At 68.7% G+C, this 25,734-nt stretch carries 19 protein-coding genes, 1 tRNA gene and 1 pseudogene; 12 read left to right on the top strand and 9 right to left on the bottom strand.

Translation table 11 applies throughout. The features are described 5' to 3' along the window. Positions 1-52: 52 nt before the first annotated feature. Positions 53-2,710, bottom strand: coding sequence for a DNA polymerase I (gene polA, locus OO63_RS32195; protein ID WP_234311421.1), 2,658 nt, complete (start codon positions 2,708-2,710; stop codon positions 53-55). A gap of 233 nt (positions 2,711-2,943) precedes the next feature. Here polA and OO63_RS32190 point away from each other — a divergent pair, with 233 nt between their 5' ends. From OO63_RS32190 to OO63_RS32160, 7 genes are all read left to right on the top strand, one after another. Then, the gene (locus OO63_RS32190) at positions 2,944-5,223 is read left to right on the top strand and encodes an FdhF/YdeP family oxidoreductase (protein WP_030362918.1); all 2,280 of its coding nucleotides are present in this window, start codon (positions 2,944-2,946) and stop codon (positions 5,221-5,223) included. A gap of 82 nt (positions 5,224-5,305) precedes the next feature. Then, on the top strand, positions 5,306-5,803 hold the full coding sequence (locus OO63_RS32185) for a PaaI family thioesterase (RefSeq protein ID WP_030362917.1): 498 nt from the start codon (positions 5,306-5,308) through the stop codon (positions 5,801-5,803). A 750-nt stretch (positions 5,804-6,553) separates the two neighbouring features. Further along, entirely contained in the window at positions 6,554-7,789 is a 1,236-nt protein-coding gene (locus tag OO63_RS32180; RefSeq protein ID WP_030362916.1) for a branched-chain amino acid ABC transporter substrate-binding protein, read from the top strand. 90 nt (positions 7,790-7,879) lie between these two features. After that, positions 7,880-8,809 carry a branched-chain amino acid ABC transporter permease gene (locus OO63_RS32175; protein ID WP_030362915.1) on the top strand — a complete coding sequence of 310 codons (930 nt, stop codon included), beginning with the start codon at positions 7,880-7,882 and terminating at the stop codon, positions 8,807-8,809. Between the two features lie 5 nt (positions 8,810-8,814). After that, entirely contained in the window at positions 8,815-10,659 is a 1,845-nt protein-coding gene (locus tag OO63_RS32170; RefSeq protein ID WP_397622229.1) for a branched-chain amino acid ABC transporter permease, read from the top strand. Then, on the top strand, positions 10,656-11,600 hold the full coding sequence (locus OO63_RS32165) for an ABC transporter ATP-binding protein (RefSeq protein ID WP_030362913.1): 945 nt from the start codon (positions 10,656-10,658) through the stop codon (positions 11,598-11,600). The genes OO63_RS32170 and OO63_RS32165 overlap by 4 nt, the downstream gene beginning before the upstream one ends. Further along, positions 11,597-12,313, top strand: a complete 717-nt coding sequence (locus OO63_RS32160; RefSeq protein ID WP_030362912.1) for an ABC transporter ATP-binding protein — start codon at positions 11,597-11,599, stop codon at positions 12,311-12,313. The genes OO63_RS32165 and OO63_RS32160 overlap by 4 nt, the downstream gene beginning before the upstream one ends. Positions 12,314-12,443: 130 nt before the next feature. Here the strand turns inward: OO63_RS32160 and OO63_RS32155 are convergent, their stop codons facing one another. Continuing rightward, positions 12,444-13,097: an ANTAR domain-containing response regulator gene (locus OO63_RS32155; RefSeq protein ID WP_030362911.1), complete on the bottom strand. Its 654-nt coding sequence runs from the start codon at positions 13,095-13,097 to the stop codon at positions 12,444-12,446. 98 nt (positions 13,098-13,195) lie between these two features. On the opposite strand from OO63_RS32155, the gene OO63_RS45680 reads away from it, so the two are divergent. Then, positions 13,196-13,280, top strand: a tRNA-Leu gene (locus tag OO63_RS45680). A gap of 86 nt (positions 13,281-13,366) precedes the next feature. Beyond that, positions 13,367-14,152, top strand: a complete 786-nt coding sequence (locus tag OO63_RS32150; protein ID WP_030362910.1) for a hypothetical protein — start codon at positions 13,367-13,369, stop codon at positions 14,150-14,152. A gap of 10 nt (positions 14,153-14,162) precedes the next feature. Here OO63_RS32150 and pyk read toward each other — a convergent pair whose 3' ends face one another. Both pyk and OO63_RS32140 read right to left on the bottom strand, forming a co-directional pair. Beyond that, positions 14,163-15,599: a pyruvate kinase gene (gene pyk / locus OO63_RS32145; RefSeq protein ID WP_030362909.1), complete on the bottom strand. Its 1,437-nt coding sequence runs from the start codon at positions 15,597-15,599 to the stop codon at positions 14,163-14,165. Positions 15,600-15,772: 173 nt separating this feature from the next. Further along, the gene (locus OO63_RS32140; protein WP_030362908.1) at positions 15,773-16,486 is read right to left on the bottom strand and encodes an SIMPL domain-containing protein; all 714 of its coding nucleotides are present in this window, start codon (positions 16,484-16,486) and stop codon (positions 15,773-15,775) included. Between the two features lie 145 nt (positions 16,487-16,631). Between OO63_RS32140 and OO63_RS32135 the strand changes: the two genes are divergently transcribed. Then, a complete protein-coding gene (locus tag OO63_RS32135) occupies positions 16,632-18,473 on the top strand; it encodes a bifunctional metallophosphatase/5'-nucleotidase (RefSeq protein WP_030362907.1) in 1,842 nt (613 codons plus the stop codon). 167 nt (positions 18,474-18,640) lie between these two features. Here the strand turns inward: OO63_RS32135 and OO63_RS32130 are convergent, their stop codons facing one another. Beyond that, positions 18,641-20,017 carry an IS1380 family transposase gene (locus OO63_RS32130; protein ID WP_030362906.1) on the bottom strand — a complete coding sequence of 459 codons (1,377 nt, stop codon included), beginning with the start codon at positions 20,015-20,017 and terminating at the stop codon, positions 18,641-18,643. Between the two features lie 82 nt (positions 20,018-20,099). Beyond that, positions 20,100-21,053: an AraC family transcriptional regulator gene (locus tag OO63_RS32125; RefSeq protein WP_106983517.1), complete on the bottom strand. Its 954-nt coding sequence runs from the start codon at positions 21,051-21,053 to the stop codon at positions 20,100-20,102. Between the two features lie 95 nt (positions 21,054-21,148). Between OO63_RS32125 and OO63_RS32120 the strand changes: the two genes are divergently transcribed. Beyond that, a complete protein-coding gene (locus OO63_RS32120; protein ID WP_234311417.1) occupies positions 21,149-22,081 on the top strand; it encodes an NAD(P)/FAD-dependent oxidoreductase in 933 nt (310 codons plus the stop codon). Positions 22,082-22,083: 2 nt separating this feature from the next. Here the strand turns inward: OO63_RS32120 and OO63_RS45020 are convergent. Continuing rightward, positions 22,084-22,239: pseudogene (locus OO63_RS45020) on the bottom strand (IS1380 family transposase); the annotation flags it as partial. Between the two features lie 129 nt (positions 22,240-22,368). On the opposite strand from OO63_RS45020, the gene OO63_RS32115 reads away from it, so the two are divergent. Beyond that, on the top strand, positions 22,369-22,788 hold the full coding sequence (locus OO63_RS32115) for a hypothetical protein (protein ID WP_030362903.1): 420 nt from the start codon (positions 22,369-22,371) through the stop codon (positions 22,786-22,788). On the opposite strand, the gene OO63_RS32110 is transcribed toward OO63_RS32115, so the two are convergent. Both OO63_RS32110 and OO63_RS32105 read right to left on the bottom strand, forming a co-directional pair. Next, the gene (locus tag OO63_RS32110; protein WP_033264667.1) at positions 22,778-24,229 is read right to left on the bottom strand and encodes a lysine N(6)-hydroxylase/L-ornithine N(5)-oxygenase family protein; all 1,452 of its coding nucleotides are present in this window, start codon (positions 24,227-24,229) and stop codon (positions 22,778-22,780) included. The genes OO63_RS32115 and OO63_RS32110 overlap by 11 nt on opposite strands. After that, positions 24,226-25,617 carry a pyridoxal phosphate-dependent decarboxylase family protein gene (locus OO63_RS32105; RefSeq protein WP_031192653.1) on the bottom strand — a complete coding sequence of 464 codons (1,392 nt, stop codon included), beginning with the start codon at positions 25,615-25,617 and terminating at the stop codon, positions 24,226-24,228. Before OO63_RS32105 ends, OO63_RS32110 begins: the two co-directional genes overlap by 4 nt. Positions 25,618-25,734 lie beyond the last annotated feature (117 nt).

Below are 25,734 nucleotides of genomic sequence, written 5' to 3'. Positions count from 1 at the left end.
GCCAACGGGACCAGAGCCCCACGCCCAGAGGCACCCCAAACCGAGCCGGAGGCTAATGCGCGGCCGACTCCCAGTCGGCCCCCACGCCCACCGACACATCCAACGGCGCTCGCAGCGAAACCGCCCCGGCCATCTCCCGGCGGACCAGCTCCTCCACGGCCGCCCGCTCGCCGGGGGCGATCTCCAGGACGATTTCGTCGTGGACCTGGAGCAGCATCCGCGAGCTCAGCGCCGCGTCGCAGAGCGCCCGGTCCACGTTCAGCATGGCGACCTTGACGATGTCGGCGGCGGTGCCCTGGATCGGCGCGTTCAGCGCCATCCGCTCGGCCATCTCGCGCCGCTGGCGGTTGTCGCTGTTGAGGTCGGGGAGATAGCGGCGGCGGCCGAGCATCGTCTCCGTGTACCCCGTGGCGCGGGCGTCGTCGACGACGCGGCGCAGATAGTCGCGCACCCCGCCGAAGCGCTCGAAGTAGGTGTCCATCAGGGCGCGCGCCTCGCCCGCCTCGATGCCGAGCTGCCCGGACAGGCCGAAGGCCGAGAGGCCGTACGCCAGGCCGTACGACATGGCCTTGATCTTGCGGCGCATCTCCGCGTCGACGTCGGAGCGCTCCACCCCGAACACCTGCGAGGCGACGGTGGTGTGCAGGTCCTCGCCGGAGGTGAACGCCTCGATGAGGCCCTCGTCCTCCGACAGGTGGGCCATGACGCGCAGTTCGATCTGGCTGTAGTCGGCGGTCATCAGGGACTCGAAGCCCTCGCCGACGACGAAGCCGCGGCGGATCGCCCGGCCCTCGTCGGTGCGGACGGGGATGTTCTGCAGGTTCGGGTCCGTGGAGGACAGACGGCCGGTGGCGGCCACCGTCTGGTTGTACGTCGTGTGGATGCGGCCGTCCGCGGCGATGGACTTGACCAGGCCCTCGACGGTGACGCGCAGCTTGGCCTGCTCACGGTGGCGGAGCATGATCACGGGGAGTTCGTTGTCCGTCTGGGCGGCGAGCCACGCGAGGGCGTCGGCGTCCGTGGTGTACCCCGTCTTCGTCTTCTTCGTCTTGGGCAGGCCCAGCTCGCCGAAGAGGACTTCCTGGAGCTGCTTGGGCGAGCCCAGGTTGAACTCGTGGCCCGCGGCCGCGTGCGCCTCCTTCACGGCCTGCTGCACGGCGGCCGCGAACTGCTGCTCCATGGCCTCCAGATGCGCCCGGTCGGCCGCGATGCCGTGCCGCTCCAGGCGGGCCAGGAGCGTGGACGTGGGCAGCTCGACGTCCTTCAGAAGGCCCTCGGCGTTGACCTCCTTGAGGCGGTCACCGAAGGCGGTGCCCAGGTCGAGGATGGTGCGGGCCCGCACCATCAGCGTGTCGGCCTCGGCCCCCTCGTCCTCCGCGCCGAACGCCAGCTGCCCGTCGGCCGCCGCGGGCACCAGCTCACGGCCCAGATACTCCAGGGACAGCGCGTCCAGGTCGAAGGAGCGGCGCCCGGGCTTGACCAGATACGCGGCGAGGGCGGTGTCCATCGTGATGCCGGCGACGCTCCAGCCGTGCTCGGCGAAGACCCGCATGACGCCCTTGGCGTTGTTCAGGACCTTGGGCCTGTCCGCGTCGGCGAGCCAGGCCGCGAAGGCGTTCTCGTCGGCCTCGTCGAGCCCCGCCGGGTCGAACCAGGCGGCCGCTCCCCCGGCCGCCGCGAGCGCGACCTCGGTGACCGAGCCCGTGCCGAGCTGCCAGGTGTCGACCGTGGCCAGGCCCAGGACCGCCGTGCCGTGCTCGGCGAGCCAGGGCGCAAGATCGCCGGAGCCGAGCACCGAACCGTCCAGGTCGATGCCCTCGGCGGGCGGCGCCTCCTCGACCTCCTCGGCGCCCGGGTCGACGGCCAGGAGCCGCTCGCGCAGCGAGGGGTTGCGGATCTCCAGGGTGTCGAGGACCATCGCGAGGCCCTTGCGGTCGTACGGAGCGCGCTCCAGGTCGGCGACCCCCTTGGGCAGCTCGACGTCGCGCACCATCTCCGTGAGGCGGCGGTTGAGCTTGACCGCGTCCAGGTGGTCGCGGAAGTTCTGTCCGGCCTTGCCCTTGACCTCTTCGGCGCGCTCGACCAGCTCCGCGAACGAACCGAACTGGTTGATCCACTTCGCGGCCGTCTTCTCGCCCACGCCGGGGATGCCCGGGAGGTTGTCCGACGGGTCGCCGCGCAGGGCCGCGAAGTCCGGATACTGCGCGGGCGTCAGGCCGTACTTCTCCTCGACCTTCTCCGGCGTGAAGCGCGTCAGCTCCGAGACGCCCTTCGTCGGATACAGCACCGTCACGTGGTCGGTGATCAGCTGGAAGGAGTCGCGGTCACCGGTGACGATCAGGACCTCGAAACCGGCCGCCTCGGCCTGCGTGGCGAGCGTGGCGATGACGTCGTCCGCCTCGAAGCCGTCGACGGCGAACCGCACGGCGTTCATCGCGTCGAGCAGCTCGCCGATCAGCTCGACCTGGCCCTTGAACTCGTCCGGGGTCTTGGAGCGGTTCGCCTTGTACTCCGAGAACTCCTCGGAGCGCCAGGTCTTGCGCGAGACGTCGAAGGCCACCGCGAAGTGCGTGGGCGCCTCGTCGCGCAGCGTGTTCGCCAGCATCGACGCGAAGCCGTAGATCGCGTTCGTCGGCTGGCCCGTCGCCGTCGTGAAGTTCTCGGCGGGCAGCGCGAAGAACGCCCGGTACGCCAACGAGTGCCCGTCCATCAGGAGCAGGCGCGGACGCTCGCCGCCGGCGGCCGGGGTCGCCTTCTTCGCCGTCTTCGCCGTCTTCTCGACGGACGCGGACTTCTTCTTCGCTGCTGTTTCTGCCACGCACCCGATCCTGCCACGCCCCACTGACACTCAGGCCATCCGCGGGGACCGGGGCGCCGCGGTGTCAGCCCTGCGTGGGAGGATCGGAGACGTACGTCACGTATGCGCTCGAAGAGGAGCAGGCCATGGCAAGGAAGCCGCCCAAGGGTGATCCGGTCCAGGACGCGCCCCAGGTCACGGACGCCCCGCACGCCGCGGCCGGGCTGCCCGCCATCGGTCACACGCTGCGCGTCGCGCAGCGGCAGATGGGCGTGCGGCGCACGGCGCTGACGCTGCTGCGCGTCAATCAGAAGGACGGCTTCGACTGCCCCGGCTGCGCCTGGCCCGAGCCGGACCACCGGCACAAGGCGGAGTTCTGCGAGAACGGCGCGAAGGCGGTCGCCGAGGAGGCGACGCTGCGCCGCGTCACGCCGGACTTCTTCGCCGCGCACCCGGTCTCCGACCTCGCCATCCGCAGTGGGTACTGGCTGGGCCAGCAGGGCCGCCTCACCCACCCCATGTATCTGGCGGAGGGCTCCGACCACTACGAGGCGGTGCCGTGGGAGCGCGCCTTCGACATCGTCGCCGAGGAGCTGGCCGCCCTCGGCTCCCCCGACGAGGCCCTCTTCTACACCTCGGGGCGCACGAGCAACGAGGCGGCGTTCCTGTACCAGCTGTTCGCCCGCGAGCTCGGCACGAACAATCTCCCCGACTGCTCGAACATGTGCCACGAGTCGTCGGGCTCGGCTCTCACCGAGACTCTCGGCGTCGGCAAGGGCAGCGTCCTCCTGGAGGACCTCTACAAGGCCGACCTGATCATCGTCGCCGGGCAGAACCCGGGCACGAACCACCCGCGCATGCTCTCCGCCCTGGAGAAGGCGAAGAACAACGGCGCGAAGATCATCACGGTGAACCCGCTGCCCGAGGCGGGCCTGGAGCGGTTCAAGAACCCGCAGACCCCCCAGGGCATGCTCAAGGGCACCGCCCTCACCGACCTGTTCCTGCAGATCCGCCTCGGCGGCGACCAGGCCCTCTTCCGCCTCCTCAACAAGCTGGTCCTGGAGACGGAGGGCGCGGTCGACGAGGAGTTCGTACGCGAACACACCCATGGGTACGAGGAGTTCGTGGCCGCCGCGCGCGCCGCCGACTGGGACGAGACGCTGACGGCGACCGGCCTCGACCGCGCCCGCATCGAGGAGGCGCTGCGCATGGTGCTCGCCTCCGAGCGCACGGTGGTGTGCTGGGCGATGGGCCTGACCCAGCACAAGCACGCGGTGCCCACGATCCGCGAGGTCGTCAACTTCCTGCTCCTGCGCGGCAACATCGGGCGGCCCGGCGCGGGCGTGTGCCCGGTGCGCGGCCACTCGAACGTGCAGGGCGACCGCACGATGGGCATCTTCGAGCGGCCCGCGCCCGCGTTCCTCGACGCCCTGGAGAAGGAGTTCGGGTTCGCGCCGCCACGCCACCACGGCCTGGACGTCGTGCGTGCCATCCGGGCGCTGCGCGACGGCGAGGCGAAGGTGTTCTTCGCGATGGGCGGCAACTTCGTCTCCGCGTCGCCCGACACGGAGGTCACGGAGGCGGCGATGCGGCGCGCCCGCCTCACGGTGCACGTGTCGACGAAGCTGAACCGCTCGCACGTCGTCACCGGCGCGCGCGCCCTGATCCTGCCCACGCTGGGGCGCACCGAGCGCGATCTCCAGGGCGGCGGCGAACAGTTCGTGACCGTCGAGGACTCCATGGGCATGGTGCACGCCTCGCGCGGGCGCCTGGACCCGGCGAGTCCGCAGCTGCTGTCCGAGCCCGCGATCGTGTGCCGTCTCGCGCGGCGCGTCCTCGGCCCCGAGTCGGCGACGCCCTGGGAGGAGTTCGAGAAGGACTACGCCACGGTGCGCGACCGCATCGCGCGCGTGGTCCCCGGCTTCGAGGACTTCAACGCGCGCGTCGCGGAACCGGGCGGCTTCGCCCTGCCGCACGCCCCGCGCGACGAGCGCCGCTTCCCCACGGCCACCGGCAAGGCCAACTTCACGGCCGCGCCCGTGGAGTATCCCGACCTGCCCGAGGGCCGCCTGCTGCTCCAGACGCTGCGCTCCCACGATCAGTACAACACCACGATCTACGGCCTGGACGACCGCTACCGAGGCATCAGGAACGGCCGCCGCGTCGTCCTGGTCAACCCCGACGACGCCCGCGCGCTCGGCCTCGCCGACGGCTCGTACACCGACCTGGTCAGCGAGTGGCAGGACGGCGTCGAGCGGCGCGCGCCGGGCTTCCGCGTGGTGCACTACCCGACGGCGCGGGGCTGCGCCGCGGCGTACTACCCGGAGACCAACGTGCTGGTGCCGCTGGACGCCACGGCCGACACCAGCAACACCCCCGCCAGCAAGTCCGTGGTCGTACGCCTGGAACAATCGACGACCGACTGAGCGTTCGCTCAGCGATCGGCGCGCCCACCGCGGTGGCCGCCGCGGTTGGTGTCAGGTGTCGTCGACGAACGGAGCACGGCCGATGGGTGAGCAGCACACGACGAAGTTCCCGCAGGAGGTCATCGACGAGTACGCCGCGCTCGGCGTCGACCTGCCCGCCCTGTTCTCGGCCGGGAACCTCGGCCGGCGCATGGGCGTGCAGATCCTGGAGGCCGCCGCCGAGCGCGTGGTCGGCACCATGCCCGTCGAGGGCAACACCCAGCCGTACGGCCTGCTGCACGGCGGCGCGTCCGCGGTCCTCGCCGAGACGCTCGGGTCGGTCGGCTCGATGCTGCACGGCGGCAGCACGAAGATCGCCGTGGGCGTCGACCTGAACTGCACGCACCACCGCGGCGCGCGCTCGGGCCTGGTCACGGGCGTGGCCACGCCCGTGCACCGGGGGCGCTCCACGGCGACGTACGAGATCGTCATCACCGACGAGGACGGCAAGCGGGTGTGCACGGCGCGCCTGACCTGCCTGCTGCGGCCGGTCGACGCGATGCCCGGCATCGACGCGGACGGCGGCTCCCCGGCCGTCTGAGACGTGCACGCGAGGCCTGAGGCCTGAGGCTCGAATCCGAGTCTCAGGCCTTCGGTCCGTCCGGGCCGGGGCAGACCGGAGGGGACGTGTCCTCGCCGCCCAACTCCGGGCGCCCGCCCGGGCCTTCGAGAGGCGGATCCACCCCGAGGATGCCCGGATAGCGGACACGGGTCGTCACCAACCGTATCCGGAGCACGCCGGCGGGCGGCACCCGCGCGCACCCGTGCGCACGCCGTGGTCTTCACCTCAAAAACAGGAGTGCTACGCAAAAACACTCCTGACCGCGCACATTCGCGAAAGCGGAAAAGTGGCACGGAATGCCTGGCTCCCTTTCTTCCGGAGTAACGCTGCGTAATGCGCGCGCAATCCGCTCGCGACCCGCGGGAAGCACACCGCGCACCGCAAAAGATCATTTCCGGGCGTTCGGCTCCGCATACCCCCCGAACACGGCTGTCATGAGTGAAACCACTTAACGGTCCTGCCGATTTCCAGGGGCGACATCTGCCGAAGCGTGCAGATTCCGCCACAACCGACCCCTGCGTTCCAGCGCGGAATACTCCGTGGCATAACAAGAGCGTCACAGCCTTGGCTCGACCACTCCACCTGGATCAATTGCCCCCTTAGAGTCACGGCCAGTCACCGCGCCGCCGGGCGCGAACTGAATTGCACGGCCCGGTACCACCACCAGTACGGCCCGGCGATCTTCACGGCTCCTCCGCAGAGGGGACCGCGCCAGGGAAAGGACCCATCGTGCGAAACCGTTCCGCGCTCATCCTCACCACGGTGCTGACCACAGGGGCACTGACCCTCACCGCCTGCGGGTCGCGCGACAAGGACAAGGACTCCGGCGACAACGGCGGCGGGGACAAGACCACGGTCACCATCGGCTTCGACGCCCCCCTCACCGGCGACCTCTCCGCGCTCGGCATCGGCATGCGCAACTCCGCCGAGCTCGCCGTCAAGACCGCCAACAAGGAGAAGACGGTCGACGGCGTCGAATTCAAGCTGCAGCCCCTCGACGACCAGGCCCAGCCCTCCGTCGGCGGCCAGAACGCGCAGAAGTTCATCAGCAACAAGGACGTCGTCGGCGTCATCGGCCCGCTGAACTCCAGCGTCTCCCAGTCGATGCAGAAACCCTTCAACGACGCCAACCTCACCCAGATCTCGCCCGCCAACACCGGCACCGAGCTGACCCAGGGCGACGGCTGGAAGAAGGGCGACAAGAAGCGTCAGTTCAAGACCTTCTTCCGCACCGCCACCACCGACCAGGTCCAGGGCCAGTTCGCCGCGCAGTACCTGTACCAGAAGGCGAAGATCAAGAAGGTCTATCTGATCGACGACCAGAAGACCTACGGCGCCGGCCTCGCCGCGTCCTTCAAGGACACCTTCACCGACCTCGGCGGCAAGATCGTCGGCCAGGACCACGTCAACCCCGAGGACCGCGACTTCAAGTCCGTCGCCTCCAAGGTCAAGGGCACCAGCGCCGAAGCCGTCTACTACGGCGGTGAGTACCCCGCCGCAGCTCCCCTCAGCCAGCAGATCAAGGAATCCGGCGCCGACATCCCCTTCATGGGCGGCGACGGCATGAAGAGCGACGAGTTCCCGAAGCTCAACAAGAAGGCCGAAGGCGACCTCGGCACCTCCGTCGGCGCCCCCGTCGAGGAACTCCCCTCAGCGAAGAAGTACATCGCGGAATACAACAAGAACTACAAGGAAAACATGGAGACCTACGGTGGCGGCACCTACGACGCCACCTGGGCGCTCATCGAAGCCGTGAAACTCGCCGTCTCCGAGAATGACGGAGAACTCCCCGACGACGCCCGCGAAAAGGTCCTCGCCAGCATGAGCAAGGTCAAGTTCGACGGCGTCACCGGCAGCGTCTCCTTCGACGAGTACGGCGACACCACGAACACGATGATGACCGCGTACGAGATCAAGAACAACAAGTGGGAGTCGAAGTTCAGCGAGGCCTACAAGCCCCGGTAAATCCCACGCACACCCATTGACAAAGACCGCGCGGGAAGCGCTACCAGCGCTCCCGCGCGGTGCCATATCCGAACCAACGGAGGCCCTGCGGTGAACGAACTGCCGCAACAGCTGGCCAATGGACTCATCCTCGGCGCGATGTACGGTCTCATCGCGATCGGCTACACGATGGTCTACGGAATCGTCCAGCTCATCAACTTCGCCCACGGCGAGATCTTCATGGTCGGCGGCTTCGGCGCCCTGACCGTCTCCCTGTGGCTCCCCGAGGGATTCTCGCTGCTCGCCGCGATCCCACTCATGATCATCGGCGGCGTCATATGCTCCGTCGCCGTCGGCACCGCAGCGGAACGCTTCGCCTACCGACCCCTGCGCGGCGCCCCACGCCTGGCACCCCTCATCACCGCCATCGGCCTGTCCATCCTGCTCCAGCAGGCCATCTGGAAGTGGTACCCCGAAGCCAAGAAGGACCGCACATTCCCGCAGTTCAGCGGCGACCCCGTGCACATCTTCGGCGCCGACATCCAACGCGGCGACTTCTTCCTCATCCTCGCCGCACCCCTGTGCATGGTCGCCCTCGCCTACTACGTCAACAAGACCCGCACCGGCCGCGGCATGCAGGCCACCGCCCAGGACCCCGACACCGCCAAGCTCATGGGCATCAACACCGACCGCATCATCGTCATGGCCTTCGCCATCGGCGCCGCGTTCGCCGCCGTCGCAGCCGTCGGCTACGGCCTCCACAACGGCCAGGTCGGCTTCAAAATGGGCTTCATCATGGGCCTCAAAGCCTTCACCGCAGCCGTACTCGGCGGCATCGGCAACATCTACGGCGCCATGCTCGGCGGCATCGTCCTCGGCGTCGCCGAAGCCCTCGCCACCGGCTACATGGCCGACGTACCCGGCATGGAACAGTTCGGCGGCGGCGCCTGGAAGGACGTGTGGGCCTTCGCCCTCCTCATCCTCGTCCTGCTCCTGAGGCCCCAAGGCCTACTCGGCGAACGCGTCGCGGATCGGGCGTGATACCCATGACCACCAACACCACCAAGAACTCCGGGAACCCGGGAGGCACGGGGAACAACGGCGGCACAGCCAAGACCCCCGCCGCACTCCCCACCTCCACCCTCCCCATCCCGCCCCACATCGCCCGCATCGCCGTCTACGCCGGATCCGCCGCCGCCCTCATCGGCACCTTCCTCGCCTGGACCTGGACCACCGCCTTCCCCGGCGACCTCACCGTCACCGGCTACCCCGGCGGCCTCCAGATCATCACCCTCGTCGGCGCCGCCCTCACCCTGCTCTTCGCCCTCTCCGGCCACGGCATCCGCGGCCTCGGCTGGCTCACCCCCGGCGGCACCAACAGCCCCGTCGTCCTGCTCAGCCTCGGCGTCCTCGGCTCCACCGGCTACACCATGGGCGCCATCGCCGAACACCTCGGCGGCATCGTCAACCTCGAACCCGGCGCCTGGATCTCCGGCATCGGCGCACTCATCGCCACCATCGGCGCCCTCGGACTCCCCTCCGACCTGCCCGCCGACGAACCCCACCACAACCCCTGGGAACGCCTCCGCGCCAGCCTCAAGGCACCCGCGCCCAAACGCGCCAAAACCCTCCCGGACTGGGTCGAGATCCTCATCATCGCCGCCTCCTTCGGCATCGGCCTCTACGTCTTCGCCTACGGCATCGAGGCCTACTCCGAACTCTTCATCGGCTTCCTCATCACCACCGTCTTCGGCGCCACCGCACTCAACCGGGCAGGCCTCATCCCCCGGCTCAACGCGCTCACCGCCAAACACCGCAACGTCACCCTCACCGCCGCGATCATCGCCGCGGCCATGTTCCCCTTCACCCAGAGCGACGCGAGCTACGCCCTCATCGGCGTCAACATCCTCATCTTCGCCACCGTCGCACTCGGCCTGAACGTCGTCGTCGGCCTCGCCGGACTCCTCGACCTCGGATACGTCGCCTTCCTCGGCGTCGGCGCCTACACCGCCGCCCTCGTCTCCGGGTCCCCCGCCTCCACCTTCGACGTCAAATTCCCCTTCTGGGCCGCCGTCCTCACCGGCGCCGCCGCATCCCTCGTCTTCGGCATCGTCATCGGCGCCCCCACCCTGCGACTGCGCGGCGACTACCTCGCCATCGTCACCCTCGGCTTCGGCGAGATCTTCCGCATCACCATGAACAACCTCAACGGCAGCGCAGGCCCCGACCTCACCAACGGCGCCCAAGGCATCCCCAACATCCCCGACCTGGAAATCTTCGGCTGGAACCTCGGCATCGAACACGAAGTCCTCGGCTTCACCCTCAGCAGGCCCGCCAACTACTACCTGCTGATGCTCTTCTTCACCGCCGTCGTCGTCCTCGTCTTCCGCCGCTCCGGGGAATCCCGCATCGGCCGCGCCTGGGTCGCCATCCGCGAAGACGAGACCGCCGCCACCGCCATGGGCATCAACGGCTTCCGCGTCAAACTCATCGCCTTCGCCCTCGGCGCCACCCTCGCCGGATTCGCCGGCACCGTCCAGGCACACGTCTCCTACAGCATCACCCCCGAGCAATACCTCTTCGCCAACACCGTGCCCCCGAACTCCGCCTTCCTCCTCGCCGCCGTCATCCTCGGCGGCATGGGCACCATCAGCGGACCCCTCATCGGCGCGGCCCTGCTCTACCTCATCCCGGCCAAACTCCAATTCCTCGAGGACTACCAGCTCCTGCTGTTCGGCCTCGCGCTCATCCTGCTCATGCGCTTCCGGCCCGAAGGCCTCGTCGCCAACAAGCGCGCACAGCTCGAATACCACGAGACCGACCAACTCGACGTACCCGACCAGCAGAAACTGCCCGAAGGAACCGTCGGCGCCAGCAAGGCGGGGGCGTGACCACCATGACCACCACAACCACCACCACCGTCCTCGAAGCCAGCGGCGTCACCATGCGCTTCGGCGGCCTCACCGCCGTACGCTCCGTCGACCTCACCGTCAACAGCGGCGAAATCGTCGGCCTCATCGGACCCAACGGCGCCGGAAAAACCACCTTCTTCAACTGCCTCACCGGCCTCTACGTCCCCACCGAAGGCAAGGTCTCCTACAAGGGCACCGTCCTGCCCGCCAAACCCCACCTCGTCACCGACGCCGGCATCGCCCGCACCTTCCAGAACATCCGGCTCTTCGCCAACATGACCGTCCTGGAGAACGTGCTGGTGGGGCGGCACACGAGGACCAAGGAAGGCCTCTGGTCGGCGCTGCTGCGCGGCCCCGGCTTCAAGAAAGCCGAAGCCGCCTCCCACGCCAGGGCCATGGAACTCCTGGAATTCATCGGCCTCGCCCACAAGGCCGACCACCTCTCCCGCAACCTCCCCTACGGCGAACAACGCAAGCTCGAAATCGCCCGCGCACTCGCCAGCGAACCCGGACTCCTCCTCCTCGACGAACCCACCGCGGGCATGAACCCGCAAGAAACCCGGGCCGCCGAAGAACTCGTCTTCGCCATCCGCGACCAAGGCATCGCCGTCCTCGTCATCGAGCACGACATGCGGTTCATCTTCAACCTCTGCGACCGCGTCGCCGTCCTCGTCCAAGGCGAGAAACTCGTCGAAGGCACCTCCGAAACCGTCCAGGCCGACGAACGCGTCGTCGCCGCCTACCTCGGCACCCCCTTCGAAGGCGCCCCCGGCGCGGCAGAAGTCGCCGAGGTCGAAGCAGCCGAGGCAGAAGCCGAAGCCGCGGCCGCACCCGACGACGCGCCCAGCGACACACCAGGCGCCACCGGGACCGGCAACTCCGGTACCAGCACCACCGGTTCGGAAGGAAAAAGCCTGTGACCACACTGCTAGAGGTCGAGGACCTCAGGGTCGCCTACGGCAAGATCGAAGCCGTCAAGGGCATCTCCTTCAGCGTCGAAGCCGGGCAGGTCGTCACCCTCATCGGCACCAACGGCGCCGGCAAGACCACCACCCTGCGCACCCTCTCCGGCCTCCTCAAACCACTCGCCGGAAAGATCATGTTCGACGGGCAGCCGCTCAACGGCATCCCCGCCCACAAGATCGTCGCACTCGGCCTCGCCCACTCCCCCGAAGGCCGGCACATCTTCCCCCGGCTCACCATCACCGAGAACCTCCAACTCGGCGCCTACCTCCGCGACGACAAGGCAGGCATCGAGAAGGACATCCAGCGCGCCTACGACCTCTTCCCCATCCTCGGAGAACGCCGCAAGCAAGCCGCTGGCACCCTCTCCGGCGGCGAGCAGCAGATGCTCGCCATGGGGCGCGCCCTGATGTCCCGGCCCAAACTCCTCATGCTCGACGAACCCTCCATGGGACTCTCGCCGATCATGATGCAGAAGATCATGCAGACCATCAGCGAACTCAAGGCCCAAGGCACCACCATCCTGCTCGTCGAGCAGAACGCCCAGGCCGCGCTGTCCCTCGCCGACCAAGGTCACGTCATGGAGGTCGGCAACATCGTCCTCTCCGGTACGGGGCAGGACCTGCTGCACGACGAGTCGGTACGCAAGGCGTACCTAGGCGAGGACTGACCTGGCCCCTGGGCCCTGAGCAGCGAAGAGGGCGGTCACCCCGGTGTCGGGGTGACCGCCCTCCTTGTGCGTTCTTTGGCTGTGCGCCGGTGGGGGCTGGTCGCGCAGTTCCCCGCGCCCCTTACGGGGCTTAGCCCTTGGCCGCCTTCTTCTCTTCCGCGTCCTCGATGACCGCCTCAGCCACCTGCTGCATCGACAGGCGGCGGTCCATCGACGTCTTCTGGATCCAGCGGAACGCGGCGGGCTCCGTCAGGCCGTACTCCGTCTGGAGAATCGACTTCGCCCGATCCACCAGCTTGCGGGTCTCCAGGCGCTGCGTGAGGTCCGCGACCTCCTGCTCCAGCGCCTTCAGCTCCGTGAACCGGGACACCGCCATCTCGATGGCCGGCACCACGTCGCTCTTGCTGAACGGCTTCACCAGGTACGCCATGGCACCGGCGTCGCGGGCCCGCTCGACGAGGTCCCGCTGCGAGAACGCGGTGAGCATGAGCACCGGCGCGATGGACTCCTCGGCGATCTTCTCCGCCGCGGAGATCCCGTCGAGGACGGGCATCTTCACGTCCAGGATCACGAGGTCCGGCTTGTGCTCACGGGCCAGCTCGATGGCCTTCTCACCGTCACCGGCCTCACCGACGACGGTGTAGCCCTCCTCCTCCAGCATCTCCTTGAGGTCGAGCCGGATCAGGGCCTCGTCCTCGGCGATGACGACGCGGGTCGTCAGCGGCGGCACGTGCGACTGCTCGTCGGACACGTCAGCGGGCTCGGGCGACTCGGGGGTGGTCACGGGGGCTCCTCGTTCATGGCAGGTGCACTGCCTCGTCAGGGTACCTAGCTGCGGCGCTGTGCGGTGACCCGGTATGCTTCCCTGCAGCTTCACAACCAGCCCGGTTGGAGGAACTGGTCATACTCGCGGTGCTCAAACCACCGTGCCCATCGCGGCATGTGGGTTCGAATCCCACACCGGGCACAATTTCGCTAAGGCGGAGGTTCACGTTCTCGTGAACCTCCGCCTTTTGCTACGCAGGGCCACGATCAGTCGCACAGAGTGGCCCCATGGTCAATCACAGCACAGAGGCGCGACAAAATGCGCTGACCTTGTTGCGCGGGGGCGCCAGGAACGCGGATGTCGCTCGCCAACTGAACATCCCCGTGGGCACCATCGGTAAGTGGCTCCATGTCGACCGGTCCTTACGCGGCGAATGCCCGGGCAGGCCCAGTCCGAAGTGCCCACGGTGTGACGAAGCGCCATTGGATGAGCTGGCGTATTCGTACCTCCTGGGCCTTTACCTCGGCGACGGGTGCGTCAGTACGCTGCCGAACGGCGTGCCCTTCCTACGAGTCGCCTGCGCCGACGCCTGGCCTGGGCTAATCCAGGCGTGCGAGGAAGCGGTGCGCTCTGTACGCCCTGACAACAAGGTGTTCCGCGTCCAGCGACAGGGCTACGTCGCAGTCACTGCATGCAGCAAACACTGGCCCTGCCTGTTCCCCCAGCACAGCCCCGGCAAAAAGCACGACCGCGTCATCGCCCTCGAACCCTGGCAGCAGGAGATCGTCGACGCTCACCCGTGGGACTTCATCCGGGGGCTCATCCACTCCGACGGCTGCCGCCTCACGAACTGGACCACCCGGCTCATCGGCAGCGAGCGCAAGCGCTACGAGTACCCCCGGTACTTCTTCACCAACAAGTCCGACGACATCCGTCAGCTCTACACCGACACCCTCGACAAACTCGGGGTCGCCTGGACGCACTGCACCCGCCAAGGCAACGCGTACAACATCTCTGTCGCCCGCAAGGCCTCCGTGGCCCTCATGGACGCCCACGTCGGCCCCAAGTACTGAGAGCGGGCGCCTACTGGGCGCCGTCGTCCTCGCCGATGCGGTGGATGCGGACCAGGTTGGTGGAGCCCGCCACGCCGGGGGGTGAGCCCGCCGTGATGACGACCATGTCGCCCTTCTGGCAGCGGCCGATCTTCAGGAGGTGCTCGTCGACCTGCTGGACCATCGCGTCGGTGGACTCGACGTGGGGGCCGAGGAAGGTCTCGACGCCCCAGGTGAGGTTGAGCTGGGAGCGGGTGGCGGCGACGGGGGTGAAGGCGAGGAGGGGGATCGGGGAGCGGTAGCGGGAGAGGCGGCGGACGGTGTCGCCGGACTGGGTGAAGGCGACGAGGAACTTGGCGCCGAGGAAGTCGCCCATCTCGGCGGCGGCGCGGGCGACGGCGCCGCCCTGGGTGCGGGGCTTGCTGCGTTCGGTGAGGGGTGGCAGGCCCTTGGCGAGGATGTCTTCTTCGGCCGCTTCGACGATGCGGGCCATGGTGCGGACGGTTTCGATGGGGTATTTGCCGACGCTGGTCTCGCCGGAGAGCATCACGGCGTCGGTGCCGTCGATGACGGCGTTGGCGACGTCGGAGGCTTCGGCGCGGGTGGGCCGGGAGTTGTCGATCATCGAGTCGAGCATCTGGGTGGCGACGATGACGGGTTTGGCGTTGCGCTTGGCGAGTTTGACGGCGCGCTTCTGGACGATGGGGACTTGTTCCAGGGGCATTTCGACGCCGAGGTCGCCGCGGGCGACCATGATGCCGTCGAAGGCGGCGACGATGTCGTCGATGTTGTCGACGGCTTGGGGTTTTTCGACTTTGGCGATGACGGGGAGGCGGCGGTTCTCCTCGTCCATGATGCGGTGGACGTCTTCGATGTCGCGTCCGCTGCGGACGAAGGAGAGGGCGATGACGTCGAAGCCGGTGTTCAGGGCCCAGCGGAGGTCGGCTTCGTCCTTGTCGGAGAGTGCGGGGACGGAGACAGCGACGCCGGGGAGGTTGAGGCCCTTGTGGTCGGAGACCATGCCGCCTTCGATGACGGTGGTGGTGACGCGGGGGCCTTCGACGGCGGTGACTTCGAGGGTGACTTTGCCGTCGTCGACGAGGATGCGTTCGCCGGGGGTGACGTCTTCGGCGAGGCCGGCGTAGGTGGTGCCGCAGAGCTGGCGGTCACCCTGGGTGTCGGGTTCGACGGTGATGGTGAACTCGTCGCCGCGCTCGAGGAGTACGGGTCCTTCGTGGAAGCGGCCGAGGCGAATCTTCGGGCCTTGAAGGTCGGCGAGGATGCCGACGCTGCGGCCGAGCTCGTCGGCGGCCTTGCGCACGCGCTGGTAGCGCTCCTCGTGGTCGGCGTAGGTGCCGTGGCTGAGGTTGAAGCGTGCCACGTCCATTCCGGCTTCGACCAGGGCCTTGATCTGGTCGTAGGTGTCGGTGGCGGGTCCCAGGGTGCAAACGATTTTCGCTCGGCGCATGGGTCGAGCCTAGGCCTTACTGGTGGGTAGAGGTTTGGCCGTGGGTGACTACTCAACGTCCTTTGCATGAAAGGGTCTTGACAAGTGTTGAAGTGTGCGCGCGCCTGCTCTGATGAGCGCGTTCAGAGGTCAACGGGGCGTCGTGCGGTCACAGTTGCGATGGTTGCGGTTGCTCAGAGTCGTGGAGGGTTCATCGTGAAGCGCGCATTGACCTGGGCGTAGACGGTCTGGCGTTGGGGTTCGAGGTCGAGGGGGGCGGCGGCTTCGGGGGCGCCGCCGTAGGCGGCGCGGGCCATGCCGGGGGCGGCGGGGCCGCCGCCGAAGGGGGGGTAGGGGGCGTTGTCGGCGCCGATGTCGGCGATCTCGACGAGGGCGGCGAGGGCGGTGCCGAGGGCTTCGGCGTACTCGCGGGCGCGCTGGACGGCTTCCTTGACGGCTTCCTGGCGGGCGCGGCGGTGGGAGGGTGAGTCGGGGCGCAGGGACCACCAGGGGCCGTCGACGTGGGTGAGGTCCAGGTCGGCGATGCGGGTGGTGAGTTCGCCGAGGGCGGTGAAGTCGCTGAGTTCGGCGGTGATGTGGACGCGGCCGTGGTAGGTGCGGACGCGTTCGCCTTTGCCGCGTTTGGTGAGTTCGGGGGTGATGGAGAAGGAGCCGGTCTCGACGCGTTCGACGGCTTCGCCGTAGGTCTTGACGAGGTCGATGACGGTGGTGTTGCGGCGGGTGAGGTCGGCGAGGGCATCGCGGCGGTCGGTGCCGCGGGCGCTGACGGTGATGCCGATGCGGGCGATCTCGGGGTCGACTTCGAGGTGGGCTTCGCCGCGGACGGCGAGGCGGGGGGCTTCGGGGGTGCCGTAGGGGACGCTCTGCTGGGGTTCGTCGGTGGTCATGGGCCCACTCTCGCATCGGTGGCGGGTGGCGGACAGTCATCGGATCGAAACCTGGCGGGTCTGTCGCGAGCGGGTCGGGCAGGTCAGAATCTACGCGCGTTACCACTGTTCGTTGTTGTCGTACGACGTGTTGGAGGAAGCCGAGATGCCACTGAACCGCAGGAAGTTCCTGGGGCGGTCCGCTGCGACGGGTGCGGGGGTGGCGCTCGCGGGTGGGGTGGCGGCCCCCCTGGCCGAGGCGGCCGAAGCGGCCGATGCGGCCGATGCGGCCGTGGTGCCGGGTGCGGCTCGTCCGGGCAAGCGGCCGCGGCGTTACTCGTTCACGGTGATGGGGACGACGGATCTGCACGGCAATGTCTTCAACTGGGACTACTTCACGGACAAGGAGTTCGACGACAAGGACCACAACGATGTGGGTCTGGCGAAGATCTCTACGCTGGTGTCGGCGGTCCGTAAGGAGAAGGGCCGCCGCAACACGCTCCTGATCGACGCGGGCGACACGATCCAGGGCACGCAGTTGTCGTACTACTACGCGAAGGTCGATCCGATCACGGCGGCGCGGGGTCCGGTGCATCCGATGGCGCAGGCGATGAACGCGATCGGCTATGACGCGGCGGCGCTCGGCAATCATGAGTTCAACTACGGCATTCCGGTGCTGCGGAAGTTCGAGCAGCAGTGTGACTTCCCGCTGCTGGGGGCGAACGCGTTGGACGCGAAGACGCAGCGGCCGGCGTTCGCGCCGTACAGCATGCATCGTCTGTGGACTCCGCACGGCCGTGATGTGCGGGTTGCGGTGCTCGGTCTGACGAATCCGGGGATCGCGATCTGGGACAAGGCGAATGTGCAGGGGAAGATGACGTTCCCGGGTCTTGAGGAGCAGGCGGCGAAGTGGGTGCCGCGGCTGCGTTCGATGGGTGCGGATGTGGTGATCGTGTCGGCGCATTCGGGGTCGAGTGGTACGTCGTCGTACGGGGATCAGTTGCCGTACATCGAGAACGCGGCGGCGTTGGTGGCGGAGCAGGTGCCGGGGATCGACGCGATTCTGGTGGGGCACGCGCACACGGAGATTCCCGAGTATTTGGTGGAGAACAAGAAGACGGGCAAGAAGGTGGTGCTGTCCGAGCCGTTGAAGTGGGGGCAGCGGCTGACGTTGTTCGACTTCGACGTGGAGTGGTCGAAGGGCCGCTGGCGGGTGGTGAAGGCGGGGGCGAAGGTCCTGAACTCCAACGCGGTGGCGGAGGACCGGCGGATCACGCGGCTGCTCGGGGACGAGCACAAGAAGGTCGTGGCGTACGTGAACCAGGTCATCGGCACCTCCAAGGAGGCGATGAGCACGGCCGAGGGCCCGTACAAGGACGTCGCGATCATCGACCTGATCAACCATGTGCAGGCGGAGACGGTGCGGGCGGCGCTCGCGGGTGGCGCGTACGCGAAGCTGCCGGTCCTCTCGCAGGCGTCCTGTTTCTCGCGGACGGCGAAGATCCCGGCGGGTGAGGTGACGATCCGGGACGCGGCGGGCCTGTATCCGTTCGAGAACACCCTTGAGGCGCGGCTGATCACGGGTGCGCAGTTGAAGGACTATCTGGAGTTCTCGGCGCGCTATTACGTGCGGACGGCGGTGGGTGCGCCGGTGAATCCGGCGAAGCTGACGAATGCGGATGCCATTCCGGACTACAACTACGACGCGCTGTACGGGGTGACGTACGAGATAGACATCGCGCAGCCGGTCGGGTCCCGGATCACGAAACTGCGATTCGACGGCAAGGACCTGGACCCGAAGGCGGAGTTCGTGCTCGCGGTGAACAACTACCGGGCGAGTGGTGGCGGCAATTTCCCGCATGTGGCGGCGGGTAAGCAGGTGTGGGCGAATTCCGACGAGATCCGCAACACGATCATTTCGTGGGTGAAGGCGAAGGGCACGGTGGATCCGGCGGAGTTCGCGTCGGTGGGGTGGCGGCTGACCCGTGAGGGCGCTCCGGTGTTCTGAGGTCTAGCATCGGGCTTTCACGACAGCTCGCCGGTTCATCTGGCGGGCTGATTCTGTCTGTGCTGCGGGTTTCGGGCACGACATCGGCCCCGCAGTCGCGTCGGGTGGGCGCCGGGTTCCACGGCTCCGGTGGGGTGGTACTGCTCGCAGGGACGAGAAAGTACTGGTCAGCCGGGGCTGGGGAGGGCTTCGAGTCGTGCCACGGCGTCGGTGATCAGGTTGGTCCAGGGCCAGTGCTTCGCGAGCCGGAGGATGCGGCGCCTTCCTGTGGCGACCAACTGGGCAGCGATGGAGAACAGCCGCAGACGCAGACGTTTGGGCTCCCACAGCCGGGCGGGGCCGGCCAGAGCGAGCATGGGCATCCAGGCGAGCAGGTCGAGGGCGATCTGGACGATCTCCAGCCAGATCTGGTTCTGTGCGGCGTCGTGCAGGGGGAGGTTGCGCAGGCCGGTGGCGCGGGCGGCGCGGATGCGGTCCTCGGCCCTCGCGCGCTGGCGGTGGCGCAGTTCGAGTGCGGCGATGGCGACGTTCTTGGTGTTGGTGGCGAAGCAGGTCAGGCGCATGCCGTCGGCGTCGGTGAAACGCAACTGGGCGCCGGGGTGCGGCCGTTCCTTGCGGACGATCAGCCGCATCCCGTTGGGCCAGCCGGTCAGGCAATCGCCGTCGAGTTCGGCGACCCAGGCGCCGTCACGGATCTCGCCGTCGGGTTCGGCGGCCGGCGTCCAGGCCGATGCCGGGACCTTCAGCACGGCGGCGTGGATAGCGTCGGTGATGGTCATACCGACCGAGTACGACAGCCACCGGCCGCGGGCCGACAGCCAATCGACGAATTCGTGGGTGCCCCCACCCGAGTCGGTGCGGACCAGCGTCTGCCGTCCTCGTCGGTACTTCGCTGGCAGCTGCTTCAGGGCGAGGCGGGCGGCTTCGATGTGGTCGGCCGCGGTGTTACTGCCCGCGTTCCCGGGCCGCAGCAGCCCGGCCACTGGCTCCCCGGACCCGCCTCGGCCGTGGTCGACGAACCCCATCAGCGGATGGTGGCCGAAGGTCTTCTTCCAGGTGGCGGCCGCGTCCTGCTTCTCGGAATGCGCGATGACGAGCACCCCGTCCAGGTCCACGACCACCTGCCCCGTCGTGTCCGGTGCCGCGTCACCGGCCAACGTCCATACGTATTCACGGACTTGAGCGCGGGCTTGCCGCAGTGCGGTCAGCGCGCTCTTCCCGCCCGCTGCCAGCGCGTCGATCAGCCGGGACACCGTGGGGTCGGAAGCCACTGGCCCGAACACCGACGGTTCGGCCCGCAGCAGGCCCACGTCTGCCAGGCAGTCCCCACCCAGCGCGACCGCGAGCGCCACATCCAGCAGGACCTTGCCCGGATCATGCACCGCCTGCGGCTTGCGCCACGGTGACAGTGCCGCCGATACCGCCTGATCCAGACCGGACTTGCGGATCGTCTCGACCAGCAGCACACCGCCGGCCTGGGACACCACCCCGCGGCCACCGCTCTCGACGCGGACACGCGGGTAGGACCCGGGACGCTTTTTCACCTAGAGAGTGCTCCTTTCATGACAACCTGGACCCTGGACAAGTCCCATCGATACAGGTCAGGAGCACGCTTCGCGTTTCTGATCACCCACCGGACGCCCCTGCCGTGTGACTCTGCGTGATGCTCATCGTCATCTCCCGCTGGATTGCTGATGGGGTGCCTTGTTCACGGTGCCGGAACCGACCCGGTGAGACGCCGTACTCGCGACGGAACGCCCCTGCAAAAGCGAATTCCGTTGAGTAGCCGATCTGCCGGGCTATCGCGGCCAATGATGCGTCGGTTTCTCGAAGCAGGCGCGCGGCACAACTGAGTCGCCAGTCCCTCAGATACGTCATGGGTGGCTTGCCGACCACTGACGTGAAGTGTCTTGTGAACGCCGTCCGGGACATGCCCACAGTCTCGCCGAGTTGCGAAACCGTCCACTGCGTCTGCGGACTGTTGTGGATCGTGTGCAGGACGGCAGCGATAGCCGGGTCGGAAGTCGCGGGCCGGCCCTTCGAGCTTTCATCCTCCATCCATTGACGCAGGACGTGAATGAGCATCAGATCGAGTATCGCCGACCGCGTCACCTCCGTACCCGTCCGTGCTTGCGACGCATCGTCGTCGAGCAGGCTGACGACCGATCGCAACGCCGGGAACCGCTCATAGTCGGGAGACACCACGAGCAGGTCCGGCATCGCCCCGAGGTACGGGTGCACCTGACCATGGTCCAGCCGGTAGGCGCCGCAGAGGAACTCGAAGTCGGCGGGGCCGGAAACCGGCTGGTCCAGGCTCAACACCACCTGTGGCAGCCCGCGGAGCGCACACGGAGCGTAGCTGAGCCCGTGGTCTGCTCCGGACGTGATCAGGACGACATCGCCCGGCCGGAGTGCGACGGGCGGCGCGTCAACGGCGATGAGCCAGCCGCTGCCCCGGAGGACCACGTGGAAACCGCTCCCGGTCAAGCCGGAGTACCGCATACCCCACGAACCCGATTGCCGGAATCGTCGGACGGTTCCACGTCCGACCCGGAGGCTGGTGATCGCCTGACTGATCATGTCCACCCGCTCGATTCTATGCGCCGTACAAGCTCGTATTCAGCCGCACCAACTGTGTATGTCCGCGCACCTCAGCAGCTGGTTCTGTGAGTGTCATGACACGAAACGACACCGGCATGAGGGATTGCATCGTGGTCGGCGCGGGAGCCGCCGGGATGAGTGCCGCGCTCACACTCGCCCGGGCCCGGCGAAGCACCCTGGTCATCGACGCCGGCCGACAGAGCAACCTCGCCGCCGCGGCTATCGGAGGCCTGCTCGGGCACGATCGACGCCCTCCCGCTGAGTTCTATGCCGCAGGGCGCGCGGAACTTATGGCCTACCCGTCCGTCGAGCTGTGCCAGGGCGAGGTCGCCCATGGTGTGCAGGAGGACGACGGAAGCTTCACTGTGACCCTCAGCGACGGCCGTCGTGAGCGAGCCCGGAGCATGGTCCTGGCCCCAGGAATGGACTACCGCTACCCATCGCTGCCCGGCATGAACGAGCGCTGGGGTCATTCGGTCTTCCACTGTCCGTTCTGCCACGGCTGGGAAGTCAGCGATCGCCCCATGGGTGTTCTTGCGGTCGGCGCGGTCGGCGTGCACGGAGCGCTGAACCTCCGTGCCTGGAGCGATCGGATCACGCTGCTGACCAACGGCAGCGAGCTGACCGACCAGCACCGCGAGCAATTGGCCGTCGGCGGAGTGGGCCTCGACGAGCGGCCGATCAACGGTCTCGATGGGCCGGGGGCCGAGTTGCGGGCCGTGGTATTCGCCGACGGCGGAGAACTCCCCATCGGTGCGCTGTTGGTCAAGACGACTCTCTACCAGCGCTCCACGCTGGCCCGCGACCTTGGAGCGTCCCTGACCGAACCGGACGAGATGCTCAGTGTCGAGGCGATCAAGGTGGACGCAATGTTCCGGACCGGTGTCTCCGGGCTGTACGCGGCCGGGGATGCGGCCACCTCGGTCCCGCCGTCCATGGCGGCCGCCATGGCGTCGGCCTACCTGGCCGGCGCCGCCGCCGCTGTGCAACTTGCCGCAGGTTACTGAAGCGCACTCTCGAAATACAGCAGACCGGCGCCTGTAAGGCAGTCACCGCCCAGTGCGACCGCGAGCGCTACATCAAGCAGGACCTTGCCCGGGTCGAGCACCATCCGTGGTTCGCGCCATGGCGCCAGTACCGCTGTTAGCACCCTGTCCACCCCGGAGAGTGCTTCTTTCATGCGACGACCTGGCACCTTGCCAAGTTCCATCGTTGCTGGTCAGGAGCGCTCTTCGCGTTTCTGATCACTCACCGGACACCTGCCGCGTGAAAGCCCGAGGCTAGCCTCGGCCGTATGAACGAGGAACTGGCCGTGGCGCTGGCTGTCGTGGAGCGCGATCTGAGGGCGACGTGTGTGGTGCAGCCGATTGTCCGTGAGGAGTTGGACTTCGACGACGAGCCGCTGGTCGTGCTCTATGAGGCCGATGGTTCGGGGGTGGGGGTCTCGGTGCCGGAGGGTGCCGCGGCCGCCGAGCAGGTGGCGAGTCTCGCGGAGCAGGTGAAGGACTGGGCGGTGGAGGCGCTGGCCGCGCAGTTGCTGCCCGCGACGTGGCCGGAGTGTCCGGATCATCCGGCGTCGCATCCGCTGGACGCGTCGGTGGCCGGGGGTGTGGCTGTGTGGTCGTGTCCCCGGTCGCGGCGGGTGGTGGCGCCGGTGGGCGCGCTCGGGGAGTCGGGCGCGCCCGGGGTGGGGCGGCGGGGTGTCAGTTCTTGAGGCGTACGAGGTTGGGGTGGGTCGTGGTGGTGGGCCGGTCCGGGGTGCGGGGGTGGGGGTCGGCGAGGCCGAAGCTGGTGAAGGCGGTGCGGTCGGGCAGGGGGTAGGGGTTCTTGCCGGTGAGGGTGTTGAGGATGGTGGCGCTGCGCCAGGCGGCGAGGCCGAGGTCGGGGGCGCCGACGCCGTGGGTGTGGCGTTCGGCGTTCTGGACGTAGACGGATGCCCCGGTGCCGGTGATGGAGGGGTCGAGGACGAGGCGGTACTGCTCGTCGATGCGGGGGCGTTCGGAGGAGTCGCGGCGCATGTAGGGGTCGAGGCCGGCGAGGAGTTGGTCGAGGGGGCGTTCCTTGTAGCCGGTGGCGAGGATGACGGCGTCGGTGGTGATGCGGGAGCGGCTGCCTTGTTCGAGGTGTTCCAGGTGGAGTTCGACGCGGGTGGCGCCGACGCGGCCTGCGGTGCGGACGGCGACGCCGGGGGTGAGGACGGCGTCGGGCCAGCCGCCGTGGAGGGTGCGCTGGTACAGCTCGTCGTGGATGGCGGCGATGGTGTCGGCGTCGATGCCTTTGTGGAGTTGCCACTGGCCGGGGACGAGGCGGTCGCGGACGGGTTCGGGCAGGGCGTGGAAGTAGCGGGTGTAGTCGGGGGTGAAGTGTTCCAGGCCGAGTTTGGAGTACTCCATGGGGGCGAAGGCGGGGGTGCGGGCCAGCCAGTGGAGTCGTTCGGCGCCGGGTGGGCGGTGCCGGAGCAGGTCGAGGAAGACTTCGGCGCCGGACTGTCCTGAGCCGATGACGGTGATGTGGTCGGCGGTGAGGAAGCGGTCGCGGTGCAGGAGGTAGTCGGCGGCGTGGATGACGGGGACGGTGGGGGCGTCGGCGAGGGGCCTGAGGGGTTCGGGTACGTAGGGGGCGGTGCCGACGCCGATGGCGATGTTGCGGGCGTGGGTGCGGCCGAGTGCTTCGGCTTCGCCTTCGGAGTCGAGTTGGGTGAAGTCGACTTCGAAGAGGTTCCGTTCGGGGTTCCAGCGGACGGCGTCGATCTGGTGGCCGAAGTGGAGTGCGGGCAGGTTCTCGCTGACCCAGCGGCAGTAGGCGTCGTACTCGGCGCGCTGGATGTGGAAGCGCTCGGCGAAGTAGAAGGGGAAGAGGCGGTCGCGGGCGCGCAGGTAGCTGAGGAACGACCAGGGGTTGGCGGGGTCGGCGAGGGTCACCAGGTCGGCGAGGAAGGGGACTTGGAGGGTGGCGCCGTCGATGAGGAGGCCGGGGTGCCAGTGGAAGGAGGGTCGTTGTTCGTAGAAGGCGGCGTCGAGGCCGTCCAGGGGTTGGGCGAGGGCGGCGAGGGAGAGGTTGAACGGGCCGATGCCGATGCCGACCAGGTCGCGGGGTGCGCTGGGGGCGGTGGGTGCCTGGGGCGGTCGGTCGGGCAGTTCGGGCGTCGCCGTCATCGGGGAGTGGTTCCTTCCACGAGCGTGAGCAGGGCCGCGAGGTCTTCGGGGCGGGTGTGCGGGTTGAGCAGCGTGACTTTGAGCCAGCGGCGGCCGTCGAGCTGGGCGCGGCCGAGGACGGCGGTGCCGTCGATGAGGAGTTTCCTCCGGATGTGGGCGATGTGGTCGTCGTCGGCGTCGGTGGGCCGGAACAGGACGGTGCTGATGGCCGGTTTGTCGTACAGCTCGAAGCCGGGGTGGTCGGCGACGAGGTCGGCGAACTCCCTGGCATGGTCGCAGACTTGGTCGACCAGGTCACCGAGTCCGGTGCGGCCCAGGGCCTTCAGGGTGACGGCGATCTTCAGGGCGTCGGGGCGGCGGGTGGTGCGCAGGGAGCGGCCGAGGAGGTCGGGCAGTCCGGCTTCGGTGTCGTCGTCGGCGTTCAGGTAGTCGGCGCGGTGGCGGAGGGCGGCGGTGTCGGCGCGGTCCCGGACGGTGAGGAGTCCGGCTGCGGCCGGTTGCCAGCCGAGTTTGTGCAGGTCGAGGGCGACGCTGTCGGCGCGGTCGAGGCCGTGCAGCTTGGTTCTGCGGGTGTCGCTGAAGAGCAGGCCCGCGCCGTAGGCGGCGTCGACGTGCAGGCGGGCGCCGTGGGTGGCGCACAGGTCGGCGATGTCGGTGAGCGGGTCGATGAGGCCGGCGTCGGTGGTGCCCGCGGTGGCGGCGACGAGGAAGTGGCCGCGCTGGCCGGGGAGTTCGGTGAGGGCCTCGTCGAGGGCGGCGGGGTCGAGGACGCCTGCGGGCGCGGGCACGGTCACGGGCTCGGGGAGGCCGAGGAGCCAGGCGGCGCGGCGCAGTGAGTGGTGGGCGTTGGCGCCGACGAGGAGGTGCACGGGGTGGCCGTGGGCGGCTGCTCGTTCGCGGGCCAGGAGCAGGGCGAGCTGGTTGGACTCGGTGCCGCCGGTGGTGATGAGGGCGTCGCCGCCGTCGCCGTGGACCTCGGTGGTGATCGCCTCGGTGAGGAGTGCTTCCAGGGCCGACGCGGCGGGGGCCTGGTCCCAGGAGTCCATGGACGGGTTCAGGGCGGACGCGGCGAGGTCCGCCGCCACCGCGACGGCCAGGGGTGGGCAGTGCAGGTGGGCCGCGCACAGGGGGTCGGCGGGGTCTGCCGCGCCCTCCCCCACCGCGCCCACGAGCGCGCGCAGCGCCTCCTCCGCGCCGGTGCCCCGTTCCGGCAGGAGGTCGCCCGCCGCCTCCCTGACCCTCGCCGCCACCGCCTCCGGGCCGCCGGGCGGCAGCGGGCCGCCGCGGGCCTCGGCGCCCGCCGCGAGCGCGTCGAGGACCGTGGCGAGCAGCGGCCGCAGGGCGTCGGGGCCTTGGGGTCCTCCGGCGAGGGGCGGGGGGCTGCTCATGGCTGTCCTCCGGGTGTGCGGGTGGGGTCACCAGCCTGTACGGACGGTGGACGGCATGCCCGGAAAGCCCAACGATCGAAACCCGAAAGGGGGATTGGGGGGTGGGGGGTTGCGGTG

It is taken from the genome of Streptomyces alboflavus (assembly GCF_000716675.1).
Lineage (GTDB): Bacteria > Actinomycetota > Actinomycetes > Streptomycetales > Streptomycetaceae > Streptomyces > Streptomyces alboflavus.
This window is presented reverse-complemented; position numbering and strand designations above follow the sequence as displayed.